The sequence below is a fragment of the Sphaerisporangium sp. NBC_01403 genome (assembly GCF_045040145.1).
Lineage (GTDB): Bacteria > Actinomycetota > Actinomycetes > Streptosporangiales > Streptosporangiaceae > Sphaerisporangium > Sphaerisporangium viridialbum.
Window position 1 is genome coordinate 1356232 of the sequence record NZ_CP109534.1, and the last position, 13439, is coordinate 1369670.

9 protein-coding genes are annotated in these 13439 nt (G+C 71.4%); 5 read left to right on the top strand and 4 right to left on the bottom strand.

From position 1 onward, the window contains the following. Window positions 1-54: 54 nt before the first annotated feature. The 5 genes from OG589_RS05820 (at window position 55) to OG589_RS05840 (ending at window position 8060) form a co-directional block, all read left to right on the top strand. Window positions 55-1119 (top strand): AAA family ATPase, encoded by a 1065-nt coding sequence (locus OG589_RS05820; protein ID WP_405146861.1) that lies wholly within the window; start codon window positions 55-57, stop codon window positions 1117-1119. 232 nt (window positions 1120-1351) lie between these two features. Continuing rightward, window positions 1352-3850 carry a DUF5682 family protein gene (locus OG589_RS05825; RefSeq protein ID WP_405146863.1) on the top strand — a complete coding sequence of 833 codons (2499 nt, stop codon included), beginning with the start codon at window positions 1352-1354 and terminating at the stop codon, window positions 3848-3850. 127 nt (window positions 3851-3977) lie between these two features. Beyond that, on the top strand, window positions 3978-5156 hold the full coding sequence (locus OG589_RS05830) for a VWA domain-containing protein (protein WP_405146864.1): 1179 nt from the start codon (window positions 3978-3980) through the stop codon (window positions 5154-5156). A gap of 128 nt (window positions 5157-5284) precedes the next feature. Beyond that, window positions 5285-6661, top strand: coding sequence for an MFS transporter (locus OG589_RS05835; RefSeq protein WP_405146865.1), 1377 nt, complete (start codon window positions 5285-5287; stop codon window positions 6659-6661). A gap of 187 nt (window positions 6662-6848) precedes the next feature. Further along, entirely contained in the window at window positions 6849-8060 is a 1212-nt protein-coding gene (locus tag OG589_RS05840) for an enolase C-terminal domain-like protein (RefSeq protein ID WP_405146867.1), read from the top strand. A gap of 34 nt (window positions 8061-8094) precedes the next feature. Here the strand turns inward: OG589_RS05840 and OG589_RS05845 are convergent, their stop codons facing one another. The 4 genes from OG589_RS05845 to OG589_RS05860 form a co-directional block, all read right to left on the bottom strand. Beyond that, window positions 8095-8298, bottom strand: coding sequence for a hypothetical protein (locus OG589_RS05845; RefSeq protein ID WP_405146869.1), 204 nt, complete (start codon window positions 8296-8298; stop codon window positions 8095-8097). A 36-nt stretch (window positions 8299-8334) separates the two neighbouring features. Further along, the gene (locus OG589_RS05850) at window positions 8335-9924 is read right to left on the bottom strand and encodes an FAD-binding oxidoreductase (RefSeq protein ID WP_405146871.1); all 1590 of its coding nucleotides are present in this window, start codon (window positions 9922-9924) and stop codon (window positions 8335-8337) included. A 309-nt stretch (window positions 9925-10233) separates the two neighbouring features. Continuing rightward, window positions 10234-11679, bottom strand: a complete 1446-nt coding sequence (locus OG589_RS05855) for an LCP family protein (RefSeq protein ID WP_405146873.1) — start codon at window positions 11677-11679, stop codon at window positions 10234-10236. Between the two features lie 124 nt (window positions 11680-11803). After that, window positions 11804-13300 carry an alpha/beta hydrolase family protein gene (locus OG589_RS05860; RefSeq protein ID WP_405146875.1) on the bottom strand — a complete coding sequence of 499 codons (1497 nt, stop codon included), beginning with the start codon at window positions 13298-13300 and terminating at the stop codon, window positions 11804-11806. Window positions 13301-13439 lie beyond the last annotated feature (139 nt).

The following is a 13439-nucleotide window of genomic DNA, read 5'->3' on the forward strand; positions in this document are numbered from 1 at the left end:
ACTTCTCGAACTCCATCCTCCGGGCCGACTACGCGAGAGCGAGCTGAAGCCGATATGACCGTTCTGCGTCCGCACGCGGAAGACCAGTACGCCGAAGAGCTGGCGATCCTGGCCAAGTCCGACGACCGGCCGAGGCCCCCCGGCTGGAAGATGTCGCCCTGGGCCGTGACCACCTACCTCCTGGGCGACGGCCGGCAGATCACTCCGAAGTACATCGGCCCTCGCCGCATCGTCGAGGTGGCCGTCGCCACGCTCGCGACCGACCGGGCGCTGCTCCTGCTCGGCGTGCCCGGCACGGCCAAGACCTGGCTGTCCGAGCACCTCGCCGCGGCGATCAGTGGCGACTCGACACTGCTGGTGCAGGGCACGGCGGGCACGGCCGAGGAGGCCATCCGCTACGGGTGGAACTACGCCCGGCTGCTCGCCGAGGGCCCTTCGCGTGACGCGATGACACCGAGCCCGGTGATGCGCGCCATGGCCGAGGGACGGCTCGCCCGTGTGGAGGAGCTCACCCGCATGCCGTCCGACGTGCAGGACGCGCTGATCACGGTGCTCTCAGAGAAGACGCTCCCGATCCCCGAGCTCAACCAGGAGGTCCAGGCGGCCCGGGGGTTCAACGTCATCGCCACGGCCAACGACCGTGACCGGGGCGTCAACGAGCTCTCGAGCGCCCTGCGGCGGCGGTTCAACACGGTCGTCCTGCCGGTTCCCGCAAGTGCCGAGGAGGAGGTCGACATCGTCTCGCGGCGTGTCGTCCAGCTCGGCCGTTCCCTGGAGCTGCCCGCCACGCCGACCGGCATGGAGGAGATCCGGCGGGTCGTCACGGTCTTCCGCGAGCTGCGTTCCGGGGTGACGGCCGACGGGCGTACGACGGTGAAGTCGCCGAGCGGCACGCTCAGCACCGCCGAGGCGATCTCGGTGGTGACCAGCGGCATCGCGCTCGCCGCCCACTTCGGCGACGGAGTGCTCCGGGCCGGTGACGTCGCGGCCGGCATCGTCGGCGCGGTGATCCAGGATCCCGTGTCCGACCGCGTCGTCTGGCAGGAGTACCTGGAGACCGTGGTCCGCGAGCGTCCCGACTGGCGCGACTTCTACCGGGCCTGCCGCGATGCCTCCTGAGAACCCGCAGAGCCGGCTGACAGGCATGGAGCCACCCGAACCCGCCTCGCCCCTCACCAGAGAGACGGGCGCGACATCCACGGTCGGGCAAGCGGGCGTGGCCGGATTCGGCGGGTCGGCAGGCGGTGGGATGGGTTCGGCGGGCGGTGGGGTGGGTTCGGCGGGCGGTGGGGTGGGTTCGGCGGTTGGGGTGGGTTCGGCAGGCGGTGGCATGGGTTCGGCAGGCGGTGGGATGAGTGAGGCTCCGGTGTCCGTGGTGCTTGGGGTGCGGCATCACGGGCCGGGGTCCGCACGGGCCGTGGTGGCCGAGCTGGAGCGGTTGCGGCCTGACGTCGTGCTCATCGAGGGGCCGCCCGAGGCCGACGGGCTGGTCGGGCTGGCGGGCGATCCCGGCATGGAGCCCCCCGTCGCGTTACTGGCCCACGTGCCGGGAGAGCCGTCGAGAGCGGCGTTCTGGCCGTTCGCGGCGTTCTCTCCCGAGTGGCAGGCGATTCGCTATGCCATCCGCGCGGGTGTCCCCGTCCGCTTCTGCGACCTGCCGGCGACCCACAGCCTCGCGGAGAGAGCCGCCGCCTCCCCAGTGCCGGGCGATGCCCTCCCCGCCGTCGACGCCCAACCCGCCAATCCGCGACCGGACGGGCCGGACGCCGGGGGCGCCGAGCCCGACGGACCGCCGCGATCCGGCAAGCCGGAGGCCGGGGGCGCGGAGCCCGATGGGGCACCGCGGTCTGTGGAGCCGGAGGCCGGGGGCGCCGAGCGCGACGGACCGCCGCGATCCGGCGAGCCGGAGGCCGGGGGCGGGGAGCCCGATGGGGTGCCGCGGTCTGTGGAGCCGGAGGCGCGGGTCGCCGAGGCAGAAGTTCCTGTGGTGCACCGTGATCCGATCGGGGAGCTCGCCAAGGCGGCCGGGTACGACGATCCCGAAAGGTGGTGGGATGACGCCGTCGAGCATCGCGGCGACACGCCGTTCGAGGTGATCGCCGAGGCCATGGCGGCCGTCAGGGAGGGGTACACGCCGCACGAGCACGAGGCACGGCGCGAGGCGTACATGCGCAGGACCATGCGCACGGCCTTCAAGGACGGTTACCGGCGCGTCGCGGTGGTGTGCGGCGCATGGCACGTCCCTGCGCTGCGCGAGCTCGGCCCGGCCGCGCCCGACGACCGCCTGCTCAAGGGGCTCCCCAAGGTCAAGGTGGAGCTGACCTGGGTGCCGTGGACGTACGGCAGGCTCGCGTCCTTGAGCGGTTACGGGGCGGGCATCACCTCGCCGGGCTGGTACGACCACCTGTTCGCCGCGCCCGACCGTCCGATCGAGCGCTGGCTCGCGGCGGCGGCGAGGGTGCTGAGGGAGGAGGATCTGCCGGTCTCCTCGGCCCATGTCATCGAGGCCGTGCGGCTCGCGCACAGCCTCGCGGTGGTGCGCGGCCGTCCCCTGGCGGGGCTGGGCGAGGTCACCGAGGCCGTGCGGGCGGTGCTGTGCGAGGGCGACGAGCTGCCGGTCGAGCTCATCCAGCGGCGCATGGTCGTGGGGGAGCGGCTCGGCCGTGTCCCCGACAGCACGCCGATGGTCCCGCTCCAGCGTGACCTGCGCGACCGGCAGCGACGGCTCAAGCTCCGCCCCGAGGCACTCGAACGCGACGTCGACCTCGACCTGCGCAAGCCCCTCGACCTCGACCGCAGCCGGCTGCTTCACCGGCTCGGCCTGATCGGCGTGGCGTGGGGTTCGCCCCGCGAGGCGCGCGGCAAGGGCACGTTCCGCGAATCCTGGACCTTGGAGTGGCGCCCTGAGTTCGACATCGACCTGATCGAGGCGAGCGCGTACGGCACCACGGTCCCGGCCGCCGCGACCGCGCGGGTGCGGGAGCTCGTCGACCTCGGATCCGGACGTTCGGCCCGGCACGCGGGGCCCGGGCCGGCCGGTCCCGCGTCACCGAGGACGCTCGCCGAGCTCACCGGGGTGGCGGAGCGGTGCCTGCTCGCCGACCTGCCGGAGGCCCTGCCTCATGTCCTGTCCTCGATCTCCACCAGGGCCGCCCTCGACAGCGACGTCACCCACCTGATGGCGGCCCTTCCCGCGCTTGTGCGCACCCAGCGGTACGGCGACGTGCGCGGCACTCCCGCCCAGGGGCTGTCGGTCATCGTGGAGTCGCTGCTCAGCCGCATCCGCGCGGGGCTCCCGGCGGCGGTCACGGGGCTGGACGACGACTCGGCCAGGGAGATGCTGGGCCACGTCGACGCGGTGCACGCCTCGGTGGGCCTGCTGGAGTCGGGCAGGGAAGGCTGGCTCGAATCCCTGCGAGGCGTCGCCGAACGTCGCGATCTGCACGGGCTGATCGGCGGCAGGCTGACCCGCATCCTGCTCGACGCCGGCACGATCCCGGCCGAGGAGGTCGCGAGGCGCATGTCCCGGTCGATGTCGGCGGGCAACCCTCCCGCGCAGGCGGCGGCCTGGGTGGAGGGGTTCCTCTCCGGCAGTGGCCTGCTCCTCGTCCACGACGCGGGATTGCTCGGCCTGATCGACACCTGGCTGACGGGGCTGACGGCTGACGCGTTCGTCGACGTGCTCCCCCTGCTCCGGCGCACCTTCGGGGCCTTCGCCCCGCCCGAGCGCCGGGCCATCGGCGGGCGCGTGTCCTCCGGCGAGGCGGGAAGGCCCACCGCCCCCGAAGCCGACCCCGCCCGCGCGGCCCCGGCCGTCCGGACCGTACTCACCATCCTTGGAAGCCCCTGATGCACCGGAACACTCCTGGTGGGTGGGCTGTGTCGGGTGCGACGGGGTCGGTGGGGCGTGGTGAGGGCATCCGGCGGGCGAGCGTTCGCACAGATCGGGGTTGGTGGGTTGTGGAGGGGAGTGTCTGATGGATGAGCGTTTGCGGAGATGGCGGTTGGTGCTGGGGGGCGACGCCGACGGCACGGGTTGCGCGCTGGGCGGCGACGACGCCCAGATGGACGCGGCCCTCGCCGCGCTGTACAACAGCGGGCGCGGATCGGGCGAGGGGCAGGGCGGAGGCGGTGACACCCAGCGTGGCGCGGGGCTCGGCGCCTCGGCCCCACGGGTCGCGCGGTGGCTCGGGGACATCCGCTCCTACTTCCCGTCGACGGTCGTCCAGGTGATGCAGAAGGACGCCATCGAACGCCTGAACCTCACCCGCCTGCTGCTCGAACCCGAGATGCTCGAAGCCGTGGAGCCCGACGTCCACCTGGTGGGCACGCTGCTCTCGCTCAACCGGGTGATGCCGGAGACCGCCAGGCGGTCGGCGCGGGCCGTCGTCGCGAAGGTCGTTGCCGACCTCGAACGCCGGCTGGCGCAGCGCACCAGGACCGCCATCACCGGGGCGCTCGACCGGTCGGCCCGCACCAGCCGCCCGCGCAGGGTCGCCGATATCGACTGGGACCGCACGATCCGTGCGAATCTCAAGAACTACCTGCCGGAGAGGAACACCATCGTCCCCTCCAAGCTGGTCGGCTATGCCCGCAGGCAGCAGGCGGTGATCCGTGAGGTCACGCTCTGCATCGACCAGAGCGGCTCGATGGCGGCCTCGGTGGTGTACTCCAGCGTCTTCGGGGCCGTGCTGGCCTCGATGCGCGCGCTCCGCACCTCGCTGGTGGTCTTCGACACGAGCGTGGTCGACCTCACCGACCAGCTGCACGACCCGGTGGAGCTGTTGTTCGGCACCCAGCTCGGCGGCGGCACGGACATCAACCGCGCCATCGCCTACTGCCAGGGGCTGATCACCCGCCCGGCGAACTCCATCTTCATCCTGATCAGCGACCTGTACGAGGGGGGCGTACGGGAGGAGATGCTGCGCAGGGTGGCCGCGATGACGGCGGCCGGAGTGCAGGTCATCGTGCTGCTCGCCCTGTCCGACGAGGGCCAGCCCCACTACGACCGCGACAACGCCGAGGCGCTCGCCGCTCTGGGCGTCCCGGCGTTCGCCTGCACCCCCGACGCCTTCCCCGATCTCATGGCCGCCGCGATCGAACGCCGCGACATCGCCCAGTGGGCCGAACGCACCCTGTCGATCCGCGCCACATAGAACACGACCGGCCCGACCCGAGTCGGGTTGTGATGGTTCCGGGTAAGGCGTCCTTGGTTGTGCCTAGGACCAAAGTCCGAGGTGGGGGGCTGATGTCGGCAGTGAGGCGGGGCCGTAGCTTGGGGCAGGTGTCCTCAGCAGTGATCGATTCTTCTCCCACCGCACCTCCCAGCGTGCTCAGCCGTCCGTATCGGGCGTTGAGCGTGGGCATGGTCGCCCTCGTCCTCCTCCTCGCGTTCGAATACCTGGCCGTGGCGACGGCCATGCCCGTGGTGGCCCGGTTGCTGGGCGGGCTCTCCCTGTACGGGCTGGCCTTCAGCGGGTCGATGGCGGCCAGCGTGATCGCCACGGTCGCGGGAGGCCGGTGGAGCGATGCGCGCGGGCCGGTGGCGCCGCTGTGGACGGGGGTCGCCGGTTTCGTGGCGGGGCTGCTCATCGCGGGATTCGCGCCCACCATGCACGTGCTGATCATCGGCCGGTTCGTCCAGGGCATCGGTGGCGGCCTCTTCTCGGTGGCGCTGTACGTCCTGGTGGCGCAGGTGTACCCGCCGGCGATGCACCCGAGGGTGTTCTCGCTGCTGGCGGCGGCATGGGTGCTTCCGTCCATCGTGGGCCCTGCGATCACCGGTGCCGTGGTGGAGCACATCGGCTGGCGGTGGATCTTCCTGGGCATTCCGATCTTCGTCGCTCCAGCCGCCGTCATGCTGTGGAGAGGGCTCGCCGGGCGGGCCACCGTCGTACCGCAGGAGGGCCGCGCGGAACCCGCTCCTTCCCGGGCCGGATTCGGGGCGCGGCTCGCGTGGGGCGGGGTGGTGGCCGTCGGCGCCGCGCTCCTCCAGTACGGCAGCGGGCTGGGCGGGCGTGGGCTCGTCCTGCTGGTCGCGGGCCTGGCCGTTCTCGCGTTCGCCCTCCCGCGGCTGCTGCCCCCCGGCACGATGCGCGCGGCGCGGGGGTTTCCCACCGTGGTGCTCCTGCGGGGCCTCGCCGCGGGCGCGTCCTTCGCCGCCGACGTGTTCGTCCCCCTCATGCTGATCGGTGAACGCGGGCTCAGCCCCACCCAGGCGGGACTCTTCCTCACCGGATCGGCGCTGAGCTGGTCGCTCGCGTCGTGGATCCAGGGTCGCGGGCGGTACGACCGGAAGGCGCTGCTGCGGTGCGGCACCGCACTGCTGGCCCTCGGCATCGCGGGCACCGCGCTGCTGGTCTTCGACGCGGTCCCCATTCTGGTCGGGCTCGTGGCGTGGCTCATGGCCGGATTCGGCATCGGCCTGGTCTATCCGACGCTGTCGGTGCTCACGCTGGAGCTCTCAGAGCCGGGGGAGGAGGGCAGGAACAGCTCCTCGCTGCAGATCGGGGAGTCGGTGTTCTCGGTCGTGGTCATCGCCGTGACCGGCGCCGTCTTCGCGGGGCTCGACACCGCCTGGTGGGTCTACCTGGCCTGCTTCGGCCTGATCGTCGCCCAGGCCACCCTCGGCCCCCTGATCGCCGGCCGCGTCCAGCGCTGACGCCTGTGCCCTGTGAGGGGCGAATCGTGACTGGATCCGGAGTGCCGGGTGCGGGTCGAATCCCCTGTACCGACTTGGGTCCGAGGCCGTATCGGGCGAAGGTGCAATCCCGCGTTCACCGGCCGGGTTTGGTACAGATCCACGGAACGGGCACCATGGAAGGGCAGGTGTTCGACGAGGGGGTTCCATGCCACGTGTCCGTGAGCTAGAGGTCTTCCGGCTCGTACTGCCCTACGGCAGGCGTCCGGAGAGCATCCTGGTCAAGCTCACGGACTACGGGGGCATGACGGGATGGGGCGAGGTCGTGCAGTCCCCGGACCACCGGCCATCCCGCTCGGGAGCTCCCGGAACGGCTGCCCACGGTGGCGCCGACGCGCGGGCGACCGCGGAGGAGACCGCCCAGAGGGCTGTTCAGGAAGGGTCCGCTCCCGAGGGCGCCCACGAGGGGGTCGCTCACGCGGAGGCCGTTCGTGCCAGGGCTGAGGGCGAGCGTGACCAGTCGCTCGCGAAGACCTGGACCACGCTGGAGGAGTCGCTCGCCCCCGCCCTGCTGGGCGTCGACTGGGAGCACCCCGACGAGCTGGGCATCGTCCCCGGCGGCACCGCCGTCGACCTCGCCTGCTGGGACCTGTGGGCCCGGATGCGGGGAGTCCCGCTGGCGCACGCCCTCGGTGGCACCCGTACGTCCGTGATGGCGACCGTGCGGCTCCGGGCCGAGCGGTCGCTGGACGCCATGGTCGCCCGGGTGAACCGCCACGTATGCGCCGGCTATGCCCATGTGACCCTTGACGTGCACCCCGGGTGGGATGTCGAGCCGGTTCGGGCCGTACGCCAGGCGTATCCCGCCCTGGCCCTCGCCGTGGACGGGCGTGGCGGTTACACCGAAAGCACGGCCCTCGAGGCGCTGGAGGCGTACGGCGTGACGGCGATCGAACGGCCCTTCGGAGGTCCGGACGCCGACGCCGACCTCGATCTCCACGCCGAGCTTCAGGAGCGGGTCTCCTCGCTGGTCGCGATCGAGGTGCATTCGGTGGCGGCACTGGAGGAGGCCATCGCGGCGCGGGCGGGAAGCGCGCTCCTGCTGCGCCCGTCCAGGTTCGGGTCGCTTCGTGCCGTACGGCTCGCGCACGATCGCGCGATGGCGGCGGGATGGGACATCACGGCGGCCGGGGGCAGGGGCACGGGCCTCGCCCGGGCGGCCACCGTCGCCGTGGCGAGCCTGCCGGGATGCACGCTGCCCAGCGATGTGACCGAGCCGCCGCGCAGCGCCCAGATCGTCACCCCGCCCGTCGGGGCGTCCGGCGGCGTGGTCGCGGTGCCGCTCACCCAGCCCGGCCTCGGTCACCTCGTCGACGAGGACCGGGTGCGCAGGCTCGCCGGCGACTCCTTCAAGCTCTGACCGGCCCTCGCCCCTCTGACCGCCCCGGCGGAGACTATCGCCTGGGGCTCCGGATCTGCCGGCGTAGGGCGGGGACGCCGAGGCCGAGGCCCGCGATCACGGCTACGAGGCCGATCACGAACCACTCCTTGGCCCCGCTCATGAAGCTGCCCCCGACGTACCCGAGACCCTGGAGCGCCCAGAGGACGCCCACCAGGACCAGCACCGCGCCTGCTGCGATGAGAAGCCAGTTCTTCACGGGGAATCCTCCTCCGGCGAGCGGAGTGACAGCATCTCACCTGATCGACTGGTCGTGCCGGAAGATGTCGTGTGGATCCCACGTGCGCTTGGCCCTGAGCAGGCGCTCGTAGTTGTCGCCGTAGTACAGGCGGTACCAGGGCACGTCCGAGGTGTTCCACTCGTCACTGCTCAGGTCGCGGTCGGGGTAGTTGATGTAGCAACCGTCCGTCACCGCGTCCGGATCGGCCTCTCCGCCGGCCGTCGCGGGGAGGGGGACGCCGCCGGAGGTTCGGTACACCCTGCGGTAGAGCTCACGGATCCAGCGCTCGTGTACGGAGTCCTCCGCCGGATCGGTCCAGTAGGTCTGGTACTGGAGCTTCATGATCGAGTCACGCTGGGCCACGGCCGTCTCGCGGGCGCCGATGGTGTTGATCATGCATCCATAGGTGTCGACCTGGATCAGCGCGTCAGGGTTGGCGTACTGCGTGTTGTCGTAGTCGTCGTCGGGATCGTCCCGCGTGCTGGACAGGAAGTTCCAGATGACCTCGATCTGGTCGTCGGGGAACGGCTTGCGCATGTGCGCCGACTTGTACTTGCCCCGCCGGTTGTCGCCCGAGCCGTTGAGGGCCTGCGTCGCCTGGATCCACGGCATGAGTCGCGGCTCCTCGTGCAGCCCCGGAATGGGGGAGTGCTCGCCCATGTCCACGTCGAACTCGGCGCGCTGGAGGCCGACCCCGTCCTCGATCTGGGCGAGGAAGGAGTCCAGCCGGTCGCGCCCGGCCGCGGGGTTCGTCGCGTCGACCTGGGTGATCAGGCCGATCTTGCCGGCCTTCCTGTGGGTGAGCTTCAGGATGGAGAACAGGTCGGCGTACTCGTCGCCGGGCTCGCTGTTCTCCGCGCAGAACCGCCCGAAGTTCGCCACGAGCCGGGCGAAGCGGTCGTACGTGATGCCGCCCTCCCAGCTCCAGGCGACGGCGCTGAGCCAGACGTTGATGGGAGGCCGGGGTAGGTCCTTGAACCAGTAGCGGGTGATCACGCCGAAGTTGCCGCCGCCGCCCCCGGTGTGCGCCCACCAGAGGTCGTTCAGGTCGCCCTCGTCGTCCCTGCGGGCGATCACGGCCTCCGCCTGGTAGTCGCCGTGCGGCTCGCGGCGCACCACGACGACCTCCACGGCGTACAGGTAGTCGACCGTGAGGCCGTGCCGGCGGGAGAGCAGGCCGTACCCGCCGCCGCTGATGTGGCCGCCCGCGCCGACCGAGTAACACGACCCGGCGGGCAGGGTCAGACCCGTCTCGCGGTACAGCTGGGTGTAGTTGTGCCAGTTGGTCGACCCGGACTCCACGCAGTACGCCCCCATGCCGGGGTCGTAGTGGACGCGGTCCATCTGGCCCATGTCGATGATCACCTGGACACCGGGATTGGCCACGAAGTTCTCATAGCAGTGGCCGCCCGAGCGGACGGTGATCCGTGTACGGCCGCTGTTCAGTGCCTCGTCCAGGGCTCCCACGACATCGTCGGTCGACCGCACGACCTTGATGTAGTCGGGATGGGAACTCCAGCGCTGGTTGAACCCCTGGCACAGCGCGCCGTACCTGTCGTCGATCCCGGTCACGGTGATGCCCGAACCGGCTTCCACATTGGACACTGCGCTCTCCTTGTCGGGTTTTTCGGGCATGGCGAGGCGCTCCGCCTGAGGACGGCCGGACGGAGCGGGCGGGCTCGCCGCGGGCCCGGTGACGGCCGTCGCGGGGCTCCCGGCCGGCTGCCGGAACAACGCTCGGAACAGGCCCCCCGGAGCGCGGAGGAGGGAACGGGCAGGACGCAAGGTCATAGGTCGCTCTCAGCGAGACCGCGTCACGGGGGGCGGACACACGAGAAAGACTTATCGTAGTCACAAGGCTACGTCATGTGACTGAAGTGGCACCGTTACAGAACCGTGAGCACGGCGCCGGGCTCAGGCGCCGCAGATGTCCGCGGTCTGCTTGGGGGTCTTCGTCGCGGAGGGCGTCGCGGACGGGGTGCCGGGGGAGGACGGCGTCGTCGCGGCGCCCGGGATGGCCGACGGGGAGGGCGTCGCCTCATCGGCGACCGAGTCGCGGATGGCCTTGGCGCTCAGCTTGCGGATCCGCGCCCAGTCCGGGCTCCCGGTGCTGATCAGCGGCGGCACGAACTGCACCCCCGTGACGCGGGCGTCCCTGACCTTCAGCGCGAGCGGCACGAGGTGTCCCAGCATCGGGCGCGGGATGTCGGTGCGGAACATGCCCTTGGACGCCTTGGCGAGCTGGTTGAACCTCAGCAGCACGGTGGCGGGGTCGGCCTGGTGGAGCAGGGCGTCGAGCACGCACCGCTGGCGGCCCATGCGGGTGTAGTCGTCGCTGAAGGTACGCGAGCGGGCGAACCACATCGCGTCCGCGCCGCGCAGCTTGCGGGTGCCGGCCTTGACCAGGCCCTCGTTGTACTTCCCGAAGACGACGTCGGTGGGGACGGTGAGGGTCAGACCGCCCAGGGCGTCGATGATGCGGGCCAGTCCCCACATGTTGACCAACGCGTACCAGTCGACGTCCACGCCGAGGGTGTACCCGATGGTCTCCTTCAGCGTCTCGGGGCCCATGCCCGTGCGCCCGCCGAACAGCTCGGGATGGGCCTCGGCGTACTCCCAGACGGCGAAGAGCAGGTCCTCACGGGACCCGTCGGGGTTGGCGGGGAGGCGGAACCCGGCGGGGAACCGCTGGTGCATCGGGCTGCCCGGGGGGAAGCGGACGTTCTCCAGGTTGCGGGGCAGGCTGAGCAGCACGGTGTTGCCGGTGCGCACGTCCACGCTGGCGAGGTTGATGCTGTCGGTGCGCACGCCGACGCGGTCGGGCTGCCAGTCGCCCCCGAGGAGCAGGATGTTCACCCGGGTCCTGCCGCTCCACGGGTCCTCTGGCTTGGGGCTTCCCGTGGGGGCCACCGCCACGGTCACGGGGGCGTCGAAGACGGTGTTCAGCGTCTCCTCCGACACCATCACGTACTGGGCGACGACGGCGAACGGCAGCGTCACGGCGACCGCGAGCGCCCCGGTGAGGACGCCCGAGATGATCTGACCGGCCTGTGAGAGCTCGCCCGGCCGAAGGATCACGTACGAGCGGACCAGCAGGGCGAACCAGCCCACGGCCGCGACCATCGCCAGGGCGATGATCGCACGCAGCCACCCGGGGTCGAGGAGGCGGCCCGCCAGGTCGGCGTCCGCCGTGAAGGCGACCACGCCGAGGACGGCCACCGCCAGGACGAAGGCCCCGAGCAGGGCGAAGCCGGTACGGCGGTGACCGGCGCGCAGGTGGGCCGAGCCCGGAAGGAAGGCGGAGAGCGCCGTCCATCCGATGACCGAGGCGGTTCCCCGTGGCTTCCTTGTGTCAGGCAACGCTGTCCCATCCCCCTTGGACCAGGAGGGGAAAATGTAGCCAGGCGAGCCTACGGGCGCGTGAACACGCCAGGAACAGATCACGATATATGCGGATACGTAGGGTCAGATCGGGCGCCTACGGTTACCAGGGAATGCCGAACAGGCCATAGTAGGCGGCGGTCACCAGAAGCAGGCCCGTGCCGCCCAGCATGGTGGCGACCGTGAAGCGCTGCCAGCGCCCCGGCTCCCATCCCTCGCGCAGCGCGGTGGCCACGGCGGCGACCGTGGTGACCTCCTGCGCGAGCATGACGACGGCCAGCACCCGGACCACCAGCCATCCGGACAGGACCGCCGGCCACGCCCCCGCCTGGTTCACCGAGAAGAGCACGATCAGCGTGATGAAGGCCGTGACCGCGGCGAGCAGGCCCACGCCCGTCCAGGCCATCCGGCGCAGGCGGCGGCGGATCGCGGGCCAGGACTCCGAGTGGGCCGTGGGAAGCAGGTCGCGTCCGCGCAGCCGTACGACCATCTCGGTTACCGGGGCCGCGACGTAGCCCACGACGGTGAGGGTGAGCGCGAGGCCGAGGATGGCGGTGCCCGCGTACCAGGGGGCCCTTGGGACGTCGGTGGCCTCGTAGCGCTGCACGGGGGTCGCGCCCGCGATCTGGGCCCCCGTGGGCGGCTGTGCCGTGCCGGGAAGCCCGAGTACCCAGTTGGCCAGCGTGTCCAGATAGCCGTTGGTGAACGGGCCGCCGTTCACCCGCATGGCGTGGTCCGCCCCTCCGAGGAACCGGATGGTGTAGTCGGAGTTGCCCGCGGCGCTCAGCGCCGAGGTGAGCTTCTGGGTGCTCTCCACGAACGGGATCGACGGGTCCATCGTGCCGTACAGGGCCAGTACCGGCTGTTTCAGCCGGCTCAGCGCAGGGACGCTGTCGTAGCGCAGGAAGTTGAACCCGACGCCGCCCATCGCCTTGGCCAGCAGCTCGCGTACGCCGGCGGGCGCGTGCAGGCGTTCGAGCTGCTCGTTCAGCGCCCACGCGACCTGCCGTACGGGCGAGACGTTCGGGGAGGAGACCAACACGCTGAAGCCGACGTCAAGGCTCCTGGCCGCCGCGATCGGGATCACCCAGCTGCCCTCGCTGACGCCCCACAGGCCCGCGCGCACCGGGTCGACGTCGGAACGCTGCCGCAGCACCTCGATCATGCGGAGCGCGTCGTCGGCGAGCAGCCCGAAGTCGCGGTGCCGGAAGTCGTAGCCCACGGTGCGCTTGTCGTAGGTCAGCGTCACCACCCCGGCCTTCGCGAGCCAGGTGGCCTGGGAGGTGAACTCGCCCCGGTCACCGCGTCCCGAGCCCTGGACGAAGACCATCGCGGGGTGGCGGCCGGGGGTGCGCGGCGACCTGATCGTGGCGGTGAGCGTGGTGCCCTGGACCGGGATGGAGATTTCCTGGCTGGCGATGGCGGCGTTGTGCGGGACCGGGCGGTACTCCTGAGCGGGCTGTGGCGGCAGGGGCTGGAAGCTCTCGCTCGCGCTCAGCCGCGGGGGATCGAAGGACGGCGGGGACAGCATGTAGCCCACCGTCGCCAGGATCGCCAGAAGCACAGCGGTCGCCACGCTCAACCGGCTACGGTCGCTCACGCCACCTCCTCGTCGGGCGGCTCGCCGCAGGCCGTGTCCATCCGATGATCGTGGTCGTGTCCTGGAGGACTCCGCTCCCCGATCGAACGCGTCCCTACGTACGAGGGCTTTCCGCCCTAAATATGACCTCCGATCATCA